This is a genomic window from Acidovorax sp. Leaf78 (assembly GCF_001422735.1).
Lineage (GTDB): Bacteria > Pseudomonadota > Gammaproteobacteria > Burkholderiales > Burkholderiaceae_C > Acidovorax.
In genome coordinates this window covers 242,167-264,222 of the sequence record NZ_LMLZ01000023.1, presented here as the reverse complement: position 1 = coordinate 264,222, position 22,056 = coordinate 242,167, and the positions used below count along the sequence as shown (strand labels likewise).

At 56.0% G+C, this 22,056-nt stretch carries 17 protein-coding genes and 1 tRNA gene; 7 read left to right on the top strand and 11 right to left on the bottom strand.

The features are described from left to right. Positions 1–337: 337 nt before the first annotated feature. The 6 genes from ASF16_RS25700 to ASF16_RS21915 are packed head-to-tail and all read right to left on the bottom strand — an operon-like array spanning position 338 to position 10,344. Entirely contained in the window at positions 338–1,270 is a 933-nt protein-coding gene (locus ASF16_RS25700) for a Kiwa anti-phage protein KwaB-like domain-containing protein (protein WP_082517090.1), read from the bottom strand. Next, on the bottom strand, positions 1,267–1,854 hold the full coding sequence (locus ASF16_RS26365) for a hypothetical protein (RefSeq protein ID WP_156372185.1): 588 nt from the start codon (positions 1,852–1,854) through the stop codon (positions 1,267–1,269). Before ASF16_RS26365 ends, ASF16_RS25700 begins: the two co-directional genes overlap by 4 nt. Before the next feature lie 17 nt (positions 1,855–1,871). After that, the gene (locus ASF16_RS21930; protein WP_056172169.1) at positions 1,872–4,832 is read right to left on the bottom strand and encodes a type I restriction endonuclease subunit R; all 2,961 of its coding nucleotides are present in this window, start codon (positions 4,830–4,832) and stop codon (positions 1,872–1,874) included. 10 nt (positions 4,833–4,842) lie between these two features. Then, on the bottom strand, positions 4,843–6,111 hold the full coding sequence (locus ASF16_RS25690) for a restriction endonuclease subunit S (protein WP_082517089.1): 1,269 nt from the start codon (positions 6,109–6,111) through the stop codon (positions 4,843–4,845). Beyond that, a complete protein-coding gene (locus tag ASF16_RS21920; protein WP_056172165.1) occupies positions 6,098–7,969 on the bottom strand; it encodes a DUF262 domain-containing protein in 1,872 nt (623 codons plus the stop codon). The genes ASF16_RS25690 and ASF16_RS21920 overlap by 14 nt, the downstream gene beginning before the upstream one ends. Then, positions 7,969–10,344 (bottom strand): class I SAM-dependent DNA methyltransferase, encoded by a 2,376-nt coding sequence (locus ASF16_RS21915; protein ID WP_056172163.1) that lies wholly within the window; start codon positions 10,342–10,344, stop codon positions 7,969–7,971. Before ASF16_RS21915 ends, ASF16_RS21920 begins: the two co-directional genes overlap by 1 nt. 570 nt (positions 10,345–10,914) lie before the next feature. Between ASF16_RS21915 and ASF16_RS26360 the strand changes: the two genes are divergently transcribed. The 4 genes from ASF16_RS26360 to ASF16_RS26355 all read left to right on the top strand — a co-directional run bounded on the left by ASF16_RS26360 (position 10,915) and on the right by ASF16_RS26355 (position 13,403). Further along, positions 10,915–11,685, top strand: a complete 771-nt coding sequence (locus tag ASF16_RS26360; RefSeq protein ID WP_156372184.1) for a hypothetical protein — start codon at positions 10,915–10,917, stop codon at positions 11,683–11,685. A 143-nt stretch (positions 11,686–11,828) separates the two neighbouring features. Further along, positions 11,829–12,218: a type I restriction endonuclease subunit M gene (locus tag ASF16_RS25685; RefSeq protein ID WP_235507476.1), complete on the top strand. Its 390-nt coding sequence runs from the start codon at positions 11,829–11,831 to the stop codon at positions 12,216–12,218. 1 nt (position 12,219) lies between these two features. Beyond that, positions 12,220–12,957, top strand: coding sequence for a hypothetical protein (locus tag ASF16_RS21905; protein WP_235507475.1), 738 nt, complete (start codon positions 12,220–12,222; stop codon positions 12,955–12,957). Then, the gene (locus ASF16_RS26355) at positions 12,954–13,403 is read left to right on the top strand and encodes a hypothetical protein (protein ID WP_156372183.1); all 450 of its coding nucleotides are present in this window, start codon (positions 12,954–12,956) and stop codon (positions 13,401–13,403) included. Before ASF16_RS21905 ends, ASF16_RS26355 begins: the two co-directional genes overlap by 4 nt. A 17-nt stretch (positions 13,404–13,420) precedes the next feature. On the opposite strand, the gene ASF16_RS21900 is transcribed toward ASF16_RS26355, so the two are convergent. Then, positions 13,421–13,828 (bottom strand): helix-turn-helix domain-containing protein, encoded by a 408-nt coding sequence (locus tag ASF16_RS21900; protein ID WP_082517088.1) that lies wholly within the window; start codon positions 13,826–13,828, stop codon positions 13,421–13,423. A gap of 110 nt (positions 13,829–13,938) precedes the next feature. On the opposite strand from ASF16_RS21900, the gene ASF16_RS21895 reads away from it, so the two are divergent. Further along, on the top strand, positions 13,939–15,078 hold the full coding sequence (locus ASF16_RS21895) for a hypothetical protein (protein ID WP_056172159.1): 1,140 nt from the start codon (positions 13,939–13,941) through the stop codon (positions 15,076–15,078). 6 nt (positions 15,079–15,084) lie between these two features. Beyond that, positions 15,085–16,110, top strand: coding sequence for a dienelactone hydrolase family protein (locus ASF16_RS21890; protein WP_235507474.1), 1,026 nt, complete (start codon positions 15,085–15,087; stop codon positions 16,108–16,110). A 227-nt stretch (positions 16,111–16,337) separates the two neighbouring features. On the opposite strand, the gene ASF16_RS21885 is transcribed toward ASF16_RS21890, so the two are convergent. The 4 genes from ASF16_RS21885 to ASF16_RS21870 form a co-directional block, all read right to left on the bottom strand. Continuing rightward, positions 16,338–16,427: transfer RNA gene (locus ASF16_RS21885), tRNA-Ser, on the bottom strand. 62 nt (positions 16,428–16,489) lie between these two features. Then, a complete protein-coding gene (locus ASF16_RS21880; protein ID WP_056172155.1) occupies positions 16,490–17,710 on the bottom strand; it encodes a GGDEF domain-containing protein in 1,221 nt (406 codons plus the stop codon). A gap of 268 nt (positions 17,711–17,978) precedes the next feature. After that, positions 17,979–18,905 (bottom strand): SPFH domain-containing protein, encoded by a 927-nt coding sequence (locus ASF16_RS21875; RefSeq protein ID WP_056172153.1) that lies wholly within the window; start codon positions 18,903–18,905, stop codon positions 17,979–17,981. A gap of 80 nt (positions 18,906–18,985) precedes the next feature. After that, positions 18,986–19,411 (bottom strand): NfeD family protein, encoded by a 426-nt coding sequence (locus tag ASF16_RS21870; protein WP_056172151.1) that lies wholly within the window; start codon positions 19,409–19,411, stop codon positions 18,986–18,988. Between the two features lie 146 nt (positions 19,412–19,557). Here ASF16_RS21870 and ASF16_RS21865 point away from each other — a divergent pair, with 146 nt between their 5' ends. Then, on the top strand, positions 19,558–21,924 hold the full coding sequence (locus ASF16_RS21865; protein WP_056172149.1) for an arginine/lysine/ornithine decarboxylase: 2,367 nt from the start codon (positions 19,558–19,560) through the stop codon (positions 21,922–21,924). Positions 21,925–22,056 lie beyond the last annotated feature (132 nt).

Sequence of the window (22,056 nt, the reverse complement as noted above, 5' to 3'; positions counted from 1 at the left end):
GATGTGCGAAGCCGCACTCCAACGCTATGGCTGGAGACGGAAGCACTACTTTCAGCGGGTTAATGGACGGGAAAAATTTTCCGCGTTTTTAGGCGCGTAGACGTGTGGCGTCGGCACGCACCAAGGGCAGGGCAGCCAAATCAGACGGGGAGTTCGGTGAGAAAAAAACAAACTAACTTCGGTCGCGTCAGTCAGTAAACCTTGCCTTTGCGGAAAGATATATTTCTATTTTCTCAGGCTATTGGTGTCAAGGCAACTGAAACGTTTTTTCCTTTGATAAAACCGATAAAACAATCGCCTCTATATTATGAATAATATACAAGTAAACAAGAGCTTTTCAAGAGCCTAAGAGAGATGTTGAAGGTACATCATATTGGTTTTCTGATAGCTCAGACCGCAAGCGATGATCCAACAAAACGTGCAAGATATCGCGCATTTTATCTGGTGTGGCGACGATGCGGCCTTGATCGTCAAACTGGATTCCCCATCCTCGCAACTGATTAATATCACGAAGTCGCGTCATGTAATCCGGGCTGTTGTAATAGCCTCTTGCCTTGATAACTGCCATACGACGAAGGTGTGTCGCATTTTTCCCAATGAATGTGTCAAAAACGTCTATGTTGGCTATTGCCGCCGAGAATCCTAACTCTTGTTTCAATTCGATATAGGCTGACTCATAGGTGTCTTTATGACTTAGCAGCGACTCGAATGCCGGCTTGTTTGCCATGAAAACATGAGAGCCACTCATGAAGAAATCAAAATTCCTTGCAATCGTGAACGACGGATTTTCAACAATGTCCAAGCCCGCCTGATTGAAGACAATATTCATCATCCCTCTTTTCTTGCGAGTTGCCCAATCGGCATTTGTCTTCTTCACGCAATAAAGGATTGCGTTACCATGGCGCATGCGGAAAACATATCCTGCGGCGTTATTTAGCTGCTTGACGTTTTTAACCAGGCACTCCTCCATGGGCTTATCTACGAGTGCCCGAAGATTAAAGAAGAGGGTATCGCCTGACGGCACCGACAAAAATCCATCCTCAGTCGGTTGGCTGAGTAAGCTGTATGCCTCGGAAAGTGTGTGACTATATTGGTAACTTACCACCAACGATTTCAGCTCAGACTCAAGAGCATCACTCATTACGACAGACACAGCCGTAAACGGATTTGTCGCAGAGTTTGTCAAGCGCTTTTTGAATATCCAAAGTGAAGCAAATGATTCGGCAACATCGAAGGTGCGAAATGCTTGCAGGTCATTTTCCACTGTCATTTTTCCCCCTTGTGTAAAACGTAGATTCCGTGAACTAGGCAGGATTCAAGTCGGTCGCCTGGTTGAATCTGATCTTGTGACAGAGCCTTAACGCACCGCTTCTGCCCTTCGGTCAATATATTGAGTTCATACAGTTGCCAACCAGATACCAAAAGGAATGGATTCATGAGAATTTGACCCGATCGATACGTGATTACGAACATCAATAATATAAATAGCAGAAATCCATAGAATTTTCCTTCTGCACCAAGATCAATTCCCATGAAGGAAACAACATAAGGGAATACGTAGTTGATGAGGTCATTCGGAACTGACTTTGAATCAAGAACTTCAAGGGTTGAGTAAGCGTAAAGCCCATTCATCATAATAATGAAAAGGATCAAGCTCAACGCGCATATTGCCAGCAGACTGAGTGCTCGGCTTGGATTTTCTAGCTCTGGAAGGTGGCATGTGGATATCGCAGCTATTGTGCAAATGGGCTCCTTCCACGACGCATCCTTGATGTCTTGAACAACAAGAATCAAGCTCAAGGGGAAATAGGACCCTAGAAAAAGTAACAAGGCTGGTAGCAGACGCATTTTCATATCAGGGCCTCGTCCTGCTAAGTTCTTGGGATGAGGGTTTGGTTATGTGCAGAAGCCAATAACCTCGAAATACTCGCATCAAACGCCCGCTTAAAATCTGGGTCACCTGCATAGCGTTTATACAAGTCGAGTTCCCGGCGGCGCTCAATACTGACAGCGTGCTGGATCAGTTTCTCTAGTGCCAACTGCCGGTTCTGGGCATCGGGGTTGTCTTCGACCTGTGCCTTGTAGTCAGCATGGTTCACCACATGCTTAGCGATATTGATGAACTTGACGCGCTGTTCTTCGGGCGTGGCCTCCCAACCAGCGAAGTGTCGGTCGTTAAAGGCACGAACGATCTCTTCCAGCGGGTCTTTGTCACCCGGCCCCATGTGTGGGCCGCGCACGTTCGGGTTTTGCGGCTCCAGCTCGGTTTCAGCGGCATCAAGGCCAATCCTGGCTTCAAGCCTTGATCGTTCCAGCCCATAGGTGGAGAGGTCAACGCTGTTCAGCAACTCGTCCAGCTTGTCCTGGTCGGGGTCTTTGACCTTCAGCTTGGGGATCAGGAACTTCAGAAACCAATGCAGCATTTCCCAGTTCACGTTGTTGAACGGGATGATGGCCGCCACCTGGGCGTAAATCTTGACGAACTGCTTGCCCTTGATCTTGAAGTCGATGCGTTGCTCGTCGTCCAAGTCGGCCTCGAAGCGGGCCACCACCGTGTCAATGCTGGGGGCGAGTTCTTCGGCTTCGGCGCTGGCAAAGAACTTCTCGTTGAAGCTCGTCACCTCGGCCCAGTCGTAGATGCCAAAGTTATCGAGCACGTCTTTCAAGTCGTGCAATACGTTCACGTCCGTTGGCTCGCTCAGGCTGGTGGACGTGTAGAACGGGTCAAACGCCGCCTTGATGTCATCCACGGAGTTGTAGAAGTCGAGCACGAAGGTATCGGCCTTGCCCAGCTTCCAGTTGCAGCGGTTGAGCCGGGACAGCGCCTGCACGGCCAAAACGCCTTGCAGCTTCTTGTCCACGTACATCGTGTGCAGCATGGGTTCGTCGAATCCGGTCAGGTACTTGTTGGCAACCACCAGAATCTTGGCATCGTCCTTCTCGAACTCATCGGGCAAGTCCCGCGCAGAAAAGCCGTTCAAGGACTCTTCGGTGTACTTGATGCCATCAACCGTCTTTTCGCCGGAAAAAGCGACCAACACCTTGAAGGGCGCATTGGCTTCTTTCAGGGCCGCGCGGATAGCAAAGAAATAGCGGATGGCGCATTCAATGTTCCGTGTCACCACCATGGCCTTGGCCTTGCCCTTGAGCTTCTTGGCCTGCCAGACGCTGGCCGTGAAGTGATCGACCATGATCTTGGCCTTCACCTCGATGGTCTTGGGGCTGGCTTCAACAAAGGCTTTGAGCTTCTTCTGCGCCTTGGCGGTATCGAACAGAGGGTTGTCCTCCACCGACTTCTGCACCTCGTAGTAGCTCTTGTACGTGGTGTACTTCTCCAGGACGTCCAGGATGAATTTTTCCTCAATGGCCTGCTTCATGGAATACAAGTGGAAGGGGTAGAACTTGCCATCTGAGGCTTGGCGGCCAAACTTTTCCAGCGTGGCAGGCTTGGGCGTGGCAGTGAACGCAAAGTAGCTGGCGTTCTTGCTCATCTTGCGCTCGTTCATCGCCGCCAGAATCTGGTCTTGAACATCCACTGGTTCGTCACCGTCTTGGCCCGCCAAGGTTTCATTCACCTTGTCAGCAGCCACGCCGGATTGAGATGAGTGCGCCTCGTCGATGATGACGGCGAATTTGCGGTCAGACAGTTGCCCGATGCCATCCACGATGAACGGGAACTTCTGCACCGTGGTAATGATGATCTTCTTGCCAAGCTCAAGGTTGTATTTGAGCTCCTGCGCACTTTCGCAGTGGGCAACGATGTTCTTGGTTTCAGAGAACAACTTGATGTTGTCTTTGAGCTGGGTGTCCAGAACGCGCCGGTCTGTCACCACCACCACGGAGTCAAACAGGTTTGCCATACCTGTGATGTCGTACTGCTCCACCAGTTGATATGCCAGCCAAGTGATGGAGTTGGACTTGCCCGAGCCTGCCGAATGCTGAATCAGGTAGGTCTGGCCCACACCCTTCTGCCGGGCATCTACCAGAATGCCGCGCATCCCGTCGAGCTGGTGATAGCGTGGGAAGAACAGCGCCTTGCGCTCCTTGCCGGTCTTCTTGTCCTTCTCGACGGTGAATTTGGCGAATTGCTCAATGATGTTGGTCAGGCTGCGGCGTGGCAGGATGTCTTGCCATAGGTACGCCGTCTTGTGCCCGTTCGGATTGACCGGGTTGCCCTTGCCGTAGTTGAACCCTTTGTTGAACGGTAGAAAGTTGCTGTCGTTGCCCGCCAGTTGGGCGCACATGAAAGCTTCGTCCGGGTCTACCGCGAAATGCACCAGGCAGCGACCAAACTCGAAAAGCGGTTCCTTCGGGTCACGGTCTGAACGGTACTGGCGAACGGCGTTCTGCACGTTCTGGCCTGTCCATGGGTTCTTGAGTTCCAGCGTAGCCACCGCCAGGCCGTTGACGAACAGGGCCATGTCTACCGACTTGAACGCATCCGTCCGGCTGTAATGAACTTGCCGGGTCACGCTGAAGCGGTTGGCCTCGAAGTTGGCCACCACCTCCGGGTTGAGGTCGTTGTATGGCAGGCGGTAGAGGAGATCGAAGTGGGCATCGTCAATGTCCAGCCCTTTCTTCAGAACGGCCAGAACGCTGTCTTTCTTGATCTTCTTGTTTAGCCGCTCCAGCACCAGCCGCTGCCAGTTGGGGCGGTCTTTCAGCTTCGCCAATTCCTTGGGCTGGGTGGCTTCGAGGAATTCCCAAAAGAGCGAGCCATCAACAGCGAACTCCCTGTCAAAGTCAGCCGGATCGCCAACGCGATAGCCGTCCTTCGCGAGTGCGTTTTCGATATGCGATTCAAGCGCGGCTTCGTTGGTTTTGCTGACCATTTTCTCCCCCTTACACCCGAATCTGCCCAGTAACCGTTGTGGCTATCAGAGTGGTCCGCATTTCTTGCAGATTATCAATCTCAACTTCAACAGGCCGCTCCACTTTTTTAAATTGCTCTTGTATTGAATGAATTGCCGCAACTATTTCTTTTTGTTCAGCCAACGGTGGGCAGGGCACCTTGATTCCACCAAACCTGTCGGAATATAGCCGCAGGAACCCCGATGAACCTGTTCCCAAACCCTTTGACTCAGTGAGAAACACCCCTTGAATCGCTGAGTTGCGGAATAGCGCTAAGAAATACTCTTGAACAACGTCTACGATGGGGTCAAAGACAGCATAGTCAGGACTTACGAGACCATGTTCGTTTGCGATAGCAAACAGGCCCATAGACGCACGCATTCGATTCATTACAAGCTGGCCAGGTTGTACAAGTTTGTAACCAATAAGTTGATCTGCTGTGATCGGCTTATCGGAAACATCGTGATGGCGAACCAATTGCCCGGACATGCGAAGTGAATAGAGTACTTCTTTCCCCGTATTTGACCTATGGTCAATCTCTTTGAAGATATGCTTTAAATATCGAATGTCCCAATGCGTTGGAACTATGCCCGCCCAAGCAATGCCAGATTGATGCCTTGGGACTTCCATACTCAAACCATTTGTTACGGCACGGTTAATCAATATTCTTTTCTGCTCTTGCAACAGCTCAAGAAGTCTTTTCTTCTTATCAATGGCGGCATCAATCTCTGATGTTTTTTGATCTAAAAATTTGACGATACGTACTTGCTCCGCAATTGGCGGGATTGGCATGGCAAGACTGAAAAATGCGTTGCTAGTTATAACATTCCGAAGCCCCGTATAAAGTGGGCGCAGTTGTTTGTTGTTATCAAGCGAGAGATAGTAGTAATAGGCGAAGGGGCTCGAAACCTTTTCGTTGCAGCGAACAACCGTGTACGCACCAGTAATCATTCCGTGATGCACTGCTCGACCAACAGTCCTAGGCGTTTCTTCTACGTCGAACAGACAAAAGATAAGATCATTAGGCGCGACTATCTTGTAGGTATTGAACTCAGCAGGGAACTTGCCCTTTGGATTTTCCATGTCGCGCAGGATTACCCCTTGCAACGTCAGTGACAGCAGCTTGAAAGATGCTGAGTTTTCACCAACAACATCTTTCTGTTCAGAGAATAAAAATTTGTTCTTCTTTATATTCCAATGGGCTGGGATTTCTCTGATCGATTCGACGCCACTCGCTTTATAACTTTCATACCGTTGCATCCGCCACCTCCTGCAAACGGTTCAAAGACCAGAGCTGCTTGGCAATGCCTTGATAGGCTGCATACCGTTCGTCAAAACTGACCTTCTTGAATTCGTCGAATGACTTGAAAGGGAGGCCGGTGCGTGCCATCAGTTGTAGGAAACCGGGATTGTGCTGGTAGCAGGCGCTGTGCAGCGAACGCGCCAGCAGGTTTTCCTTCTGGTAGTGCGCCACCTTGTCGGAAAAGGTCTTGTCGTTCAAGCTGGCATTGATTTTCTTCGGCAGGAGGACAAGGCCACCAATGCGGTTGCGGTAGCTGGCAAACTCTTGTGCATGGGCGAATTCGTCTGCATGGCGCTCGAAGTGGTTGGCCCACAGGTGTTCGATTTCGTAGGCGTTTTTGCCTGAGCGCACGATGTATTCCAGGTAGCGCCCCGGCTGACCGCTCTGTTCCTCCACCCAGTGAGTGAAGCGGGCCAACTGACGGTGTAGGCTCTTAGCGTTCCAGTTAATCAGCGACGGCTGATCTTCAAGCGGGAAATCCTTCTCGTCGCCGGTCAGACGTGCAATCAGCTTCTCGCGCAGTGCCTCTAGTGACAGGTTGCGCAGTTCCTTGGTCAGCAGGAAAGTGGCGTACTGCAAGGTGGAATAGTCGATGGACTTGAAATTCCATAGACGGCGATTCAGCCAGCAGTCCAGATAGTCAGCGGTCAGGCGCAGCTTGGCTTTAACAGTTGCTTCGTCATCGGTGGGCAGCAGTGGTGCCAGCAGCACCTGAAACTGCTGGGTGAAGCCATGGTCTGAATTGAAGCGGATGGACTCAAGCCCCGGCTTTAAACTCTCGCAGGCCTCCAGGAGTTCCAGATACACACGAGCAAAGAAGCGCAGGTCTTGCCGCACCCAGCGATTGAAGTCATCGCTGACGTTCAACCCCACCAACTCGTGATTGGTTCGCACCCAGCGGTGGTACTCCGTGCCGATGAGATCAAAGTCTTCAGGTTTGGCACCTTTTTTCCGCTCACGGATGTCGCCAGCGTACTTGGCGCGTAGCCATGCCTTGAAGAAATCAGCCTCGGTTTCCTTGGTATCGCGGTCGTTGTCTCGCTTGGCAAATGTCAGCAGCCATTGCTTGATTTCCTTGTTGGCCTCAGCCCGCTTGGTCGCATCGGTGATGCTGGCCAGCAGGTAGCCCTTGAGCATGTCGGTGTTGCTCAAGGAAAGGCCACGGTCATTCATGGTCTCGAAGATGGTGTAAGCATCGGCATCGGCGTATGCCGTGATTTCCACCAAGTGCACCTTTTCCAGCAACCAATCGACAAAGTAAGGCAGCGCCTTGGTACCGGATATGTCTTGCGGGAAAGCATCGCCAATATCGTTGAAGCGCCCAATCAGGTTGTGAACCGATTCGGACTGGTCGGCAGTGTCATAGCCCTTGCCATCAAACAAGGCCTCCATGCAGTCATTGCGCTCCGGCACATTCAGGTTGAAAGACTTGGTGCCAAACTTCTTGGAGAAGATCAGTTCTTCAACGGGTTCCGCATCGTCGCGGTCTTTTTGCTGGCTATGCAGGTAGAGCAAGAGCAAAGTCAGGCTGGTCATGCGCTGCTGGCCGTCAACAATGAGGCGTTCGCTGATCTGCTGCTCGTTCTTACGCTGGCTGATAACAATGGAGCCAAGGAAGTAGTGGCCGTAATTGGCAACGTCGGCGCGTTGGTGGGCTTCTTGATAGTCCTCCAGAAACGCGCCGGTCAGGTCAGACACAAGCTCAACCATCTGCTTGGTCTGCCACTTGTATTCGCGCTGGTAGTAGTCGATACCGTACTTAGCACCGGACAGCAGTTCGCGCACCGTGCGGGTCTTGCCTTGGATTTCTTGCATCACTTGGCTCCCGATACAAAGCTGACCAGTTGTTTCAACAGACCATCGGTTTCAGCTTCCAGTGCCAGGATTTCCGCCGTCACTTCTTCGAGGCTGCGCAATGGCTTGTGCTGATAGAAGTATTTGTTGAAGCTGATCTCGTAGCCGATCACGGTTTTGTCGAGCGCAATCCAAGCTTCGTCAACGTGGGGGCGCACCTCTCGGATGAAGTATTCATGGATAACGCTGGAGGCCGTGGGCTCCTTGCTTTTGGCCAAAGGCACGTTCTCGGTGTCGCGCAGCTCACTGTCGGGTTCGTACTCGACGAATTCGCCTGCCTTGGTGCTGGGCCAATAGCCGTAATCACCCAGCCGCTCGGCGGTGGTCTGCAATTCTGAGAGCATGTCTTTAAGTTTGGAACCACTCAGCTTGTGCTGCTTCTTGATAACTTTGGCAGCCCGTGGATCGCGCCAGCTCACGGCATTCAAAACCTGCTTGCGCTCTGGTGTGGAAAGCTTCAACTTCAAGGCGGCGCAAGCCTCATCCACCATGGTTTCAAACAAGTTGAAATCGAGGTGTTCATCAGCTCCCACCTTGGCGGCAATCTGCTGTGCGGCCAGCATGATGTCGCGCTGAGCCTGCCATGTGGTCTGTGCCAGTAGCTCTTTGCGGTTCTTGGGCGAAAGGGTGATTTCTTCGCGCTCAAGATGGTTCTCAATGGCTTCGGCGTGGGATTTGAGGTCGCTGTAGACCTCGTCACCGTATTTGCCATAGACCCATTTCATGATCTCTTGCATGCCCGGTGCGAAGCGTAGTGTGGCGATGCGCTCCGGGCTGAACTGCGCGGCCAGACGCAAGGGGCGCTCAACCGTCACTTTGTAATAGCCAAAGTCCCGGTTGTCGAATACCTTAGATATACCTTCATTCGCAAGGCTCAGGTAAAGCTGGGTGATCTGTTGGATGTGCTCGGCGGTGAATTCGCAGTTCTTTTCGCCGAGGTTCTTACGCAGCTTCTGGTACAGGTTAGATGCGTCGATCAACTGCACCTTGCCTCGCCGCTTCTCCGCCTTATGGTTGGACAGCAGCCACACGTAGGTGGTGATGCCAGTGTTGTAGAACAGGTTGTTCGGCAACTGAATGATGGCTTCGAGGTAGTCGCTCTCGATGATGTGACGACGGATGTTGCTTTCGCCGCTGCCTGCATCGCCAGTGAACAAGGCCGAACCGTTGTGGACGGATGCAATGCGCGAGCCAGAAAAGCGAGTTGCGTTCTTGTCGCTCAGGTCTGAGCGCCTTTTCATCTTGTCCACCATCTCCATCAGGAACAGCAACTGACCGTCCGATGAGCGCGGAATTGCTGGATAGAAGTCGAACGACTCACCGGTGTAGTCCGAAAGATTGACTTGAAAGCGATGATCAAGAACCTCTTTGCCCTCAATGATTCCTTTCTGGTCGCTCTTCCAAGACTTGCCGTAAGGCGGGTTACTCAACATGTAGTCGAAGCGAGTGCCCGAGAAGTCGTTGGTGGCCAAAGTCGAGCCAAATTTGATGTTCTCGGGGTCGTTGCCCTTAATCATCATGTCGGACTTGCAAATGGCGTAGGTCTCGGGGTTGATCTCTTTACCGTACAAGAACACGCCCACCTTGGCCTTGATCTCGCCTTCGGCATCGGTCACGAAGTCTTGCGATTCGGTCAGCATGCCGCCGCTGCCGCACGCGGGGTCGTAGATCGTCAGCGGGTTTGGTAGCTGGTCTTTCACAGGGATGAACACCAGATTGGTCATGAGGTTGATAACCTCACGCGGCGTGAAGTGCTCTCCCGCCTCTTCGTTGTTCTCTTCGTTGAACTTGCGGATCAGTTCCTCGAAGACGTAGCCCATGCCAAGGTTTGACAGACCTGGCTGTGTACGACCATCCGGCCCCTTCCGGTCGTCTGGGCTGAGGTTGATTTCCTCAGATACGAACTTTTCAATCACGTCATGCAGTACGTCCGACTGCGCCATCTTGCGAATCTGGTTGCGCAGGTCAAATTTATCAACGATCTCTTTGACGTTATCGGAAAAGCCGTCAAGGTAGTTCCTGAAGTTGGCTTCGAGCTGCGACGGATTGCCTAGCAATGACTTGAGGGTGAACTTGGACGTGTTGTAGAACACGTAGCCAGAGGCTTCGCGCAGGCCATGGGGATCAAGATCGGCCATGTCTGCGTCTTCGCGCTGGAAACGCACCTCTTCCAGCACCGTGGCTTTTGAAGGCTCCAGCAGGCAGTCCAGTCGCCGAAGCACGAACATCGGCAGGATGACATCGCGGTATTTCCCGCGAACAAATACATCACGAAGGCAGTCGTCGGCGATTGACCATATGAACGAGACGATCTTGTTGTGTGTTGAGTGATCCATTTATCAGTTCAGATTGTTGTTTTGCTCGCTAACGCTTAGGTTGTGGTGCGCAATTTAATGAGCAACGTCCATTGCATCCAACTGTAACTGGTCAGAACATCAAGCCTTGATGTTGTGCAAACCTTGCAATCCACGATGACAATCAGACGTTTAAGGCCGGAAAATTGCTTAAAAACGACGAAATTGACCAGTTTTGACGCCAATAAAGCACTTTTAAACATCAAAAGTGACAATTTTTATTGTTATATCCTTAATGATATATAATATCAAGAAAACAACGTTATTTTGAATAAAAGCCGTATTCGGCTAGATTTCAGCGGTTTTTTGGTGGTTTCTCATAAAGCTTGGCTGAAATTCAGTGATTTCAGAGACCGTTAAGTTGCACCATCGCTATGCCCGAGCTTTGTGCACGCCTAGCTTCGATCGCGCGCCACTGCTAGTGCACGTGCTTGAGCCGTGTTTCTTGTAAGTCATTAACGGCTCACCAGATTCTTTTCTCGTCTGGAGCAGAGGACTCGGCTATCTACCTGTTCGATCAGATTGGCGTGGTTTCGACCAAGGAGTATCCCGATGGCGACCTACGTGTCCCCGATCTGCGCGGCAGTGGATGCCACCGGACTTAACTCGTGCGGTCGCAGCAGAGCAGCCTATGCCCCAGGCAATGCATCCTTCCGCCGCCATCACATGAGCCGCCTCCTGCATCGCATTGGGGTAGTTCTGCCTCGCTTGTTGGACGGGCAAGCACTGATCCGAGAAAGCGGCGCTATCGAGCAGAGGTGCTGGCGCGAACTCGGATACGAAAAGCAGCCCGTTTTCGATGGTGATGTGCCTGCATTTTTGATGGTGGACGGTGTCGGTTATCCAGTTGCCTTGTCATCCCCAGCAGACCCGGTAGAACTGGCAACTCGGCTGGCTGCATTGGAGCCATCACCACCGCCAGCGGTGTCACGCATCGGTACGAATCTGGACACGCTGGCGTGGCTGCTGAACTTCACTCCATTCGAGTTTCAGTGGCTGCTGTGGTCCTACTGCGTTCGGCGCTTTGGCAGTGGGATCTTGCCAGGCATCCCATTGCGTGATGCCACTCACGGCTGCACCGAGCTGGCGCTGTTGTGCGAGATGCCGGTGGACGCAGTACGAGATGCCGTGGCATCACGCCGGTTATACGCCTGGGGCTTGCTGGAAGGCGGGGATGCCGAAGGTGCGATGCCATCCATGCTCAGCGGCTGGCTGTTGGCCACCGACCAGTTTGTCGAGTGGATCGAGCAGCCTTATGGCTCGGACACTGACCTGTTGATAGCGCTCTGCCAGGCGCAAGTTTCGTTGCCAGCCTCTCGCTGAGGCTCTGTCTCTCGGCGGCTGTTTTTCTGCAGCCGCGCTGATTTCTTTCACCCGCGTTTTCTATCCGGTACCTGCTTGCGGAGGACTACGCACGCCCGTTTTTTTTCACCTTTTTGTTTAGTTCCACATCTACGGAGATTTTCATGACCACAACACCCACGTCCACAACCAATGCAGCGGCTCCTGCACCGACCACACCAACGAACATTTATTCCAACACCGCCCGGTTCCCGCTTGGCCAGATTGTGACAACGCCCGGAGCATTGGAACTGCTGCAAGAAACCGGCTTCAGCGCAGCCGCTTTGATCTCACGACACTCTCAAGGAATATGGGGTGATCTGTGTGAAGAAGACCGCGCAGAAAACGAGTTTGCTGTGACCCGACGCCTGCGGATTCTGAGTTGCTACCGGCTGGTGGATGCCGAGCGGCTTGCGGCTACGCCACTCGACAAGCGTAGTGCTCTGCCCACCATCTGGATCATCACAGAAGCCGACCGCAGTGTCACCACGCTGTTGCGTCCAGATGAGTATTGATATGTCCAAAGCCGTCTCATCGAAGCGCGCTGAGCCGTCTTACACGTTTCAGCGCATCCATGCGGCGCTGCAGACCGGCCATGCACTCACTGTTCAACAAAAGCGCGAAGAGCCGGTGCCGGTCTTCATGCAGCAGTCGGTTCTGGACGCATCTTGTGGGACTCACATGCTCGCGATGCTGTTGGTCATCCTTGGACTTGCAAAAGCCTCGGCGCTGCACGACATGTCACGGCGCAAGCATGGTGTAGCAGCCGCAGTGTGGACCGCAATGTCTCCGTACTACTTCACCGGCATCAATCCGAAAGATTGGGCGGATGAAGTAAACCGGCTGGGACTGCCACTCGAACTCACCGCTCGCTACTGCAGTGAGCACGATGTAGATGCCCCCGCCGTCAAATGGCTTATGCAAGGCGATCTGGTTGCCATTGCATTTGCCTCGGTAAAGCATCACCGCACCAAGCACTGGGCTCTCGCGGTAGGTGTGGAGGGCCCGGTAGTCGGTCAAAGCCACTTTCCGCAGCGCATCCTGCTACTGGACAGTGGTGGCGCAGAACCATGTTTCCATGCCCATAACGCACGGCTGCGTTTGCCAGATGCAGGCCCCGGTAGTCGTCGTGCCAAGCCTGGTTGGCACAAAGAGCCCAAGCAGAAGATGATCATCTGGATGCATGAGTCGGAGTCTTGGCAACCCGAGGCAGTGCGGTTACTCGCAGCCATACGTGTGCGGAGAACGTCATGACACTGAACCGGCGCGAATTTTTGCGGACGCTGGCTCTGGTGTGCATGCCAACTCCTTCGGTCGTGTACTCGGAGAGGGTTCTTGACGATCTGTGGGCGGCGACAGAGCCAGAAGCGATGCCAGCATTGGACTGGGGCGATCTGAGCGCGGTGATGGCGTGTTGGGGGCGGTTCACATGGAGCCATGTCGTTACCGGCTATCACTGCGACCTGCAAACCATGCTCCACGACAGCATCACGGCCACCGGAAAGCAGGTTTCACCAGAACGCCCATCGACTGTCATCGTTGTACTGCGGGGCGGCTCCGGCTTGCATCTGGATCAGTGCAGAGCGGTATCCAGCGCGTTCCCTAGCGCAGTGCCAATCTGTTCTGAACTGTGGTTTGCTGCAGCGCCTGCCCCGGCGTTGGTGGACAAGCTGCGACTGACAGTGGTTGTGAGCAGCTGAAGCGAGCTGACCAGAGGCTACTTGGCGGCAGCTTTACCCGGCGCTTTGGTGCGCTTGGCTGTTGGCTTCTTGTCGAGCACCGCTTGATTGGCGCGACGCAGTGGCCCACCCTCGGTGGTGGGTGGATGTGCCAGCCGAATGTCACTGAACAGGTCAGCCAGGGTGATGTTTAGCACGTGGCAGATGGTGGCCAGTGTCAAAACACTCGGATTCACCAGACCCAACTCCAGTTTGGACACCCGAGTGCGCTCCACTTCAGCGCTCATTGCCAATTCCAACTGCGTCATGCCGCTTTGCTCGCGGAAGTGCCGCAGGTTCTGACCGACCGCCAGCGTGATGGCATTGGGTATGAGCCGCACTTTGCGGCGGCGCTGAACCAGCGTCTCGCTGGCAGTGCTTTGTTTCTGTGGGGCAGTCCGTGACATGCTCCACAGGCTCTCGAAATGTGCCTGTTGAGGAAACGTCTTATAAGGAACATTGCATGCCAAAATGTTCCTTGAGAGGCACAAATTTTTACAACCAATAGGAAGAAAAAATGAATCCCAAAAGAGCTACTGCCGTGACCTTGGCGGCAACGTCCGTGGTTTTGCTGGCTGCATGCGGAGACAAAGCGCCGTCCTGCGCTGATCCGGCCACGGTATCGCTGGTGCAGCAGATTTACCAGCAGAGCTTTGACAAAGAGCATGCCAGCATGAGCCCTGAGCGTCAGCGCAGCGTGCAGATCACCAGCAAGAACACCAAAGTCACGGTGGAGTCCATCACCACTGCTCGCAGCGACGAATCGACAGGGAAGAAGACCTGCTCAGCAATCCTCACCGCAGTGATGCCGCAAGACGCCATCCCTACCGATCAACGGATGCTCAATCACCTGCGCGGCACGTATGAGCCTCAAGGCGCCGCGTTGGAGGGCAATACGGTCAAGGGCAATGTGACCTACACCGTTCAGCGTACCGAAGACAGCAAGGAGATTCTGGTCAAGCTCACGGGGCACTTGGCATTCATGGGGTTGTTCCACGACCTGGCGATGCTCCGGGTGTTCGACAAGAGCGAAGCGGAGATTGCCAAGATCGCTGGTGAAGCTCTGCCAGCGGCTGAGGTCAAGCCAGCGGAGCCAACTCCAGCAGAGGTTTCACCAGTCGCCCAACCTGCGCCAGCCGTAGCTGCGCCAGCGCCTGTGAACACAGCACCCGCTGCAGCGCCAGTTACTTCACCAGCCAACGTGACGGCTGCAGCTCCGGCTGTGACCGTGCCGCACCTATGCACGGCTGCTGAGACCCCGATCTTTGCGTGTTCCACCGGCAAGAAGCGCGCCTCGGTTTGTGCTGGTCGAGCTGGTGGCTATGAGCAGTTGACATACCGGATAGCGCCGCTGGACGGCGCTGCGGAGATGGAGTATCCGAACGGTGGTACTGGCGCAGCTTCAGCTTTCCAGCGTGGCTTGCAGGTCGTTCAAGACGGTACTGCAGTGAACTTCCTGTCCTTCGACAAGGGCAACTATCGCTATGTTGTTTATGCCGGTGACGGTGAAAATGGACGCAAGGGAGTGGTGGTGGAGCAGGGCGGCAAGCGCATTGCTGATCTGCGTTGCCAGAGTGACGCAATGTCTCGGATTGATCCAGTGCAGCTTCAAAAGATGGGGCTGAGCCTAGACAGCCGGACGCTGCCACTGCAGTGAGCACCTATGTTGGAATCAAAACAGAATATGAAAAATCGACCTCGCACCGCTATCTGCTCGCTTCTTGGTGTCGTAGTGCTGTTGATGGCATCGGCCTCATCCTGGGCAGCCTCAGACGATGTGATTCCCGTCGAGAAGTACCAACCACCCATCGTGGAGCAGTATCCACCGGCATCATCCCATGGCTGGAACATGGAACGACCGCTGGTGAACAATGGGCTCAACCTGTTCGCCCCCAACGTTTCGTCCTATGACGGCAAAGGCATGCTGTTCTCTAGCTGGACAGCACAGAACGGTCGAGTGTTCGAGCGCCCAACCATCATCATCGTTCATGGTGGTCATGGTGTGGCACCCGGCAACCTTGACACCGCTGTGTGGGCCAAACGCAATCTCGACGCCAATATTCTGATTCTCGATTCGTACTGGTCGCGGGGGCGCACTGAAAACTGGCTCAGTTGGACCCGCTTCGGTGCCAACATGCGTGTGCTCGATCTGATCGCCGCTGCTCGGTTCACGCAATCCGAAGGTGCTGATCCTAAGAAGACGTTCGTGATTGGCGACAGCCAAGGCGGGTGGACAGTGCTGAGAGCGTTCACGAACCACAACCTCAGTGGTGAAGTGAAGTCGCTTCTGGCTGGTGGTGTTTCGCTGTACCCCAACTGCTACGTGAAAGAGTCCATTTTTGGTCGTTCACCCAGCGGTAGTACAGATCGCGAAGACGCTCCTCCGCTGGGCAACTATGTGGCGCCTGTGATCGCTTTCACCGGAACTGCCGACACGGCCACACCGCTGTCTCAGTGCAACGTGGACAAAGTATTCAAGGGCGTCGAGAAGTGGACAAACTTTGAGGGCGCTACGCACGCATGGGATTCACCAACCCGAGGTGTTGGTCGTCGGGCGGAAGACAACGTGTGCACTCGGGCACTCAACAAGTACAACCCGTTCCCGATCTGCAGCAGCAATAAGTTCACGGACATTGCGCGGAGCGACATTCTGGCGTTTGTTGAGAGACACCTTCCAAAAGCACCGTGACCGAGCAAGCGGGCACTAGATCAAGCCGGACAGCATTCAATGTGCCAATTGCTCTCAAGACGAACGAGCCTTCGGTGTGATCAGAATTTGTACTGATCGTCCGAGGCGGTCTAGCGGAATCCTATTGAAGCCACCAATGAAAGATGGTTAGAAAAGTGGCTAGAAAACAAAAAAGCCACCTTGCGGTGGCTTTTTGCTTTCTAAATCAATAACTTAGAAAATTTTTGTGGCGGAGAGGGCGGGATTCGAACCCGCGGTGGGGATTAGCCCACACACGCTTTCCAGGCGTGCGACTTAAACCGCTCATCCACCTCTCCGAAGCCTGCTATTGTAGCAGTGCTTTCAGGTCATTTTTTGGTTCGCGGAAGTCCTGCGGAATTTAGTTGGCAGGCCAGGCTTGGAGCGGCGCGGATTCGATCTCGGGGCTGGCCGGCGCAGCGTCGCCGACTCTCACGACGCGGTTGCGCCCTGCGTGCTTGCCGCGGTACAGGGCTGCATCGGCCTCTTGCGTGGCGCGGTCCAGGTCCTGTGCGGTGGCAAAACCCTCGGAGATCCCGATGGTTACGGTGCAGAGGATGGGGCTGCTCGGGTCAGCGGGCATCGCCACCTGGCTGTGCTCGATCGCCGTGCGCATCCGGTTGGCCAGGCGCAGGGCGCCGGCTGCATCCGTGTCCAGGCAGACGATCACGAATTCTTCTCCGCCCACGCGGCTGGCCAGGTCCGCCTGGCGGGCGGTGTTCCGCAGCACGTCGGCCACATGCACCAGCACGGTGTCGCCGACCTTGTGGCCGTGGGTGTCGTTGATGTGTTTGAAGTGGTCGATGTCCACGATCAGCAGGTGCGCGGGGCCTGCGGTCCGTGATCGGAAATGTGCCTGCAGCCCGTCGACCAGGCCGCGCCGGTTCAGCAGCCGCGTCAGCGGGTCGTGGGCCGCCATGGCGCGTAGTTCGTCCGTCAGGCGGCGCAAGACCAGCCAGATGAGGGAGGGCGCCAGCACGGTCGCCAGGAAGGACATGTAGAGATAAAACACCGTCTGGAACCGGCTGTCCATGTCCAGTGCCGGCAGCCCGTCCCGGACAATGATCACAAACTTCATGGCGTTCAATGCCAGGATGCCGCCGATCAGGATGGCGAACAGCGCCATTTCCCCCCGCAGGTCCTTGGCAAAGGTGCGGGTGCCGTAGACCACGGTGACCGTCATGGCCAGAAAGAGCAGGGCGGAGGCGCCAGCCAGCATGGCGTACCGGGCCGTGGACCCCAGTGTCCATTGCACCAGCATTTGCGCAGCGGTATAGGCCAGCGCCATGCTGACCAGCGGGCGCCACAGCCGCGTAGGGCGGCCGAAAAACCGCATGGCGCCCACCCAGTACACGGCGGGTGCACACAAGGTCAGCGTGTGGTTGAACACGCTCATCGCATTCCACCCCGGGGGGCCGCCGAGCAGTTGCAGCACGTAGGCCGAGCCCAACAGCAGGTTGCCGACGGCGAACACTTCCATGCCCATCTTCTTGTCACGCAGGCGTGCGCTGATCAGCAGGAACATGGCGCCAAAGCACAGCAGGTGCACGCACAGCATGCCGACGATGAGGGTGGCGCCCATGGGTTCTTGTACGGGGAGAGGTGTGTGAATGGCTGGTGAGGAAAATGTCCGCCATCCTAGCCGAGGCTGTACTGCGTCACCCCTTTGGCAAGGGTGATGTTGCGTACCAAAAAAACAAACCAACCGCCTGTTGCATTGGCAGGATTACTGCGCCTGACATCAAAAAACCGGTGCCGGACGCTGAAGGCATTGCCTTGCAGCGTGCCGGTGACCGGTTCAATAGTTCAACGGTATCGCGGGCCGGTGGCAGCCCCCGTGCCGCATGACATCAGATGCGTGGTGTGCTGGTGGTCTGCACCATCTTCATTGCCGATGCGATCAGCGCCGAGACTTCGGTCATGTTGCTGGGCACGATGAGGGTGGTGGTCGCATCCGACGCGACCTGGCTGTACGCCTCCACGGCCTTTTCTGCGACCTTCAGTTGGACGGCCTGCTCGCCGCCCGGCTGGCGGATGGCGGACGCGACGCGTTCGATGGCCTGTGCATTGGCTTCGGCCACGGCCTTGATGGATTCGGCCTCGCCCTGCGCCTTGTTGATGACGGCCTGTTTTTCACCTTCGGAGCGGGCGATGAAGGCCTCACGTTCACCCGTGGCGATGTTGATCTGCTCCTGGCGGCGGCCTTCGGATGCTGCGATCAGCGCGCGCTTTTCGCGCTCAGCGGTGATCTGGGCCTGCATGGCGTGCAGGATTTCCTTAGGGGGAGTCAGGTCCTTGATCTCGTAGCGCAGCACCTTCACACCCCAGTTCAGCGCGGCTTCGTCGATGGCCTGGACGATTTGCGCGTTGATGATGTCGCGTTCTTCGAACGTCTTGTCCAGCTCGAGCTTGCCGATGACCGAGCGCAGCGACGTCTGGGCCAGCTGGGTGACGGCCATGATGTAGTTGCTCGATCCGTAGCTGGCGCGCATGGGGTCGGTGACCTGGAAGTACAGGATGCCGTCCACCTGCAGCTGTGTGTTGTCGCGCGTGATGCAGATCTGGCTGGGCACGTCGAGGGGAATTTCCTTCAGGCTGTGCTTGTACGCGACCTTGTCGATGAAGGGCACCAGCAGGTTCAGGCCGGGCGCCAGCGTGCCGGCGTATTTGCCCAGGCGCTCCTTGACCCAGGCGTTTTGCTGGGGCACGACCTTGACGGAGCGCGCGATGAAGATCACGGCGATGATGAGTATGACGACGGCAACGGCAAGTTCCATGGGACAGCCTTTCTGAATGGTGAGTGAATAGGGGAAATTGAATAGGGAAATGGGCAGCCAGGATGAGTGCGGGAGGCCCGTTACACCGGGTCCACCAGCAGGCGGTTGCCTACCAGTTCTGCGACGCGGTGCATGCCGGTCGATGGGGTGATGCCGGGGCGGTGGATGGCCGTCCACTGCGCGCCGCGGTACTTGACGGTGGTGGTGCCGTCGATGTTCCAGCTGTCGATGAGCACAGTCTCGCCCACGTCCATGTTGACGCTGCGGTCCGCGCGTGCAGACGGGTCTCCGGGGCGCCGCTTCTTGAGCTGGTAGGACGCCACGACAGCGCCGCCGCCCACGACCGCAGCCGCCACGATCTGCAATGCGAACGACAGTCCCAGGTGGGCGCCCAGGGCCGCTGCAGCCAGGCCGACGGCCACCATGAGCAGATAGAAAGTGCCGGTGAGCAGTTCTGCCACGACCAGTGCCCCTGCTGCCAGCCACCAGATGGTGGATTCCTCCATAGCGAACCTCCTCGTTGTGGTTGTGTTTGTTGCACCACATTCTGGGTCAAAAGCATGGCAGTTCAAAGGTGCGTCAACGTTATTCCTTACACTTCGCGCCTATTTCGTTTTTTGGCCGGCAGGGCACGGTTTCACGGAGGCTGCGCATGAAGTTTCGTTTTCCCATCATCATCATCGATGAGGACTATCGTTCCGAGAACACCTCGGGTCTGGGCATTCGCGCGCTGGCGCAGGCCATCGAGGCCGAGGGTTTCGAGGTGGTGGGGGTCACCAGCTACGGTGATCTGTCGCAGTTCGCGCAGCAGCAAAGCCGCGCCAGTGCGTTCATCCTGTCCATCGACGACGAGGAATTCACGGTGGGCGAGGGGCTCGACCCCATCGTGCTGAGCCTGCGCAACTTCATCGGCGAGGTGCGCCGCAAGAACACCGAAGTGCCGATCTACGTGCACGGCGAGACCAAGACCAGCCGCCACCTGCCCAACGACATCCTGCGCGAGCTGCATGGCTTCATCCACATGTTCGAGGACACCCCCGAATTCGTGGCGCGCCACATCATCCGCGAGGCCAAGAGCTACCTGGAGAGCGTGCAGCCGCCGTTTTTCAAGGCGCTGCTGGACTACGCCGAAGACGGCTCGTACAGCTGGCACTGCCCCGGGCATTCGGGCGGCGTGGCCTTTTTGAAGAGCCCCGTGGGCCAGATGTACCACCAGTTCTACGGCGAAAACATGCTGCGCGCCGACGTGTGCAACGCGGTGGAAGAACTGGGCCAGCTGCTGGACCACAACGGTGCCATCGGCGAGAGCGAGCGCAACGCCGCGCGCATCTTCAATGCCGACCACTGCTTCTTCGTGACCAACGGCACGTCCACTTCCAACAAGATGGTGTGGCACCACACCGTGGCCCCCGGCGACGTTGTCGTGGTGGACCGCAACTGCCACAAGTCCATCCTGCACAGCATCATCATGACCGGGGCCATCCCTGTGTTCATGAAGCCCACGCGCAACCACTTCGGCATCATCGGCCCCATTCCGCAAAGCGAGTTCGAGCCCGCGGCCATCCAGGCCAAGATCAAGGCCAACCCGCTGCTCAAGGGCGTGGACGCCAAGAATGTGAAGCCGCGCGTGCTGACCCTCACGCAGTCCACGTACGACGGCGTGCTCTACAACACCGAGACCATCAAGGGCATGCTCGACGGCTACGTGGAGAACCTGCACTTCGACGAGGCCTGGTTGCCCCACGCCGCGTTCCACCCGTTCTATGGCACGTACCACGCCATGGGCAAGAAGCGCACGCGCCCCAAGCATTCGGTGACGTATGCCACGCAGTCCATCCACAAGCTGCTGGCCGGCATCAGCCAGGCCAGCCACGTGCTGGTGCAGGACTCGCAGACCACCAAGCTGGACCGCCACCTCTTCAACGAGGCCTACCTGATGCACACCAGCACCAGCCCGCAGTACAGCATCATCGCCAGCTGCGATGTGGCCGCTGCCATGATGGAGCCGCCCGGCGGCACCGCGCTGGTGGAAGAGAGCATCCTGGAGGCGCTGGACTTCCGCCGTGCCATGCGCCAGATCGAGAACGACTTCGGCAAGAAGGACTGGTGGTTCAAGGTCTGGGGACCCGACAAGCTCGTGGAAGAGGGTATGGGCCGTGCGGAAGACTGGATCATCCGCAGCGACAGCAAGAGCAAGAAGGCCGGCGCCAAGTGGCACGGCTTTGGCCAGCTGGCCGATGGCTTCAACATGCTGGACCCGATCAAGTCGACCATCGTCACGCCGGGCCTGAACCTGGACGGCAAGTTCGACAAGACCGGCATCCCCGCGTCCATCGTCACCAAATACCTGGCCGAGCACGGCGTGGTGGTGGAAAAGACCGGCCTGTACAGCTTCTTCGTGATGTTCACCATCGGCATCACCAAGGGCCGCTGGAACACGCTGCTCACCGCGCTGCAGCAGTTCAAGGACGACTACGAGAAGAACCAGCCCATGTGGCGCATCCTTCCGGAGTTCTGCCAGCAGCACAAGCGCTATGAGCGCATGGGCCTGCAGGACCTGTGCCAGCACGTGCACGAGATGTACGCCAAGTACGACATCGCGCGCCTGACCACCGAGATGTACCTGTCGGACCTCACGCCCGCCATGAAGCCGTCGGACGCTTACGCGCACATCGCGCACCGCAAGACCGACCGCGTGGAGATCGACGAGCTTGAAGGCCGCATCACCGTGGGCCTGGTCACGCCGTACCCACCGGGCATTCCGCTGTTGATTCCGGGCGAAGTCTTCAACAAGAAGATCGTGGACTACCTCAAGTTCGCGCGCGAATTCGCCAAGCTGTGCCCCGGCTTCGAGACCGACATCCACGGCCTGGTCGAGGTCGAGGACGAGAACGGCCAGGTGCGCTACTACGCCGACTGCGTGGCCGACGAGAAGAAGGGCAAGAACCCCAAGCCATTGGCGACAGCGAAGAATCTGGTGCAGGTAGGCGGCGACGGCCCCTACGGCCGCACGATCTGATCCTGCGCGCCTTCTGCCGGGCAGGTTGACCGGCTGCGCACCTTGCTGTGCACGCCCCGGTGCACACAGCCCGTTCACCACCATCGCTCCTCGGTGCAAGCCGCGGGGCGATTTTTTTTGTATCCGCGCTGT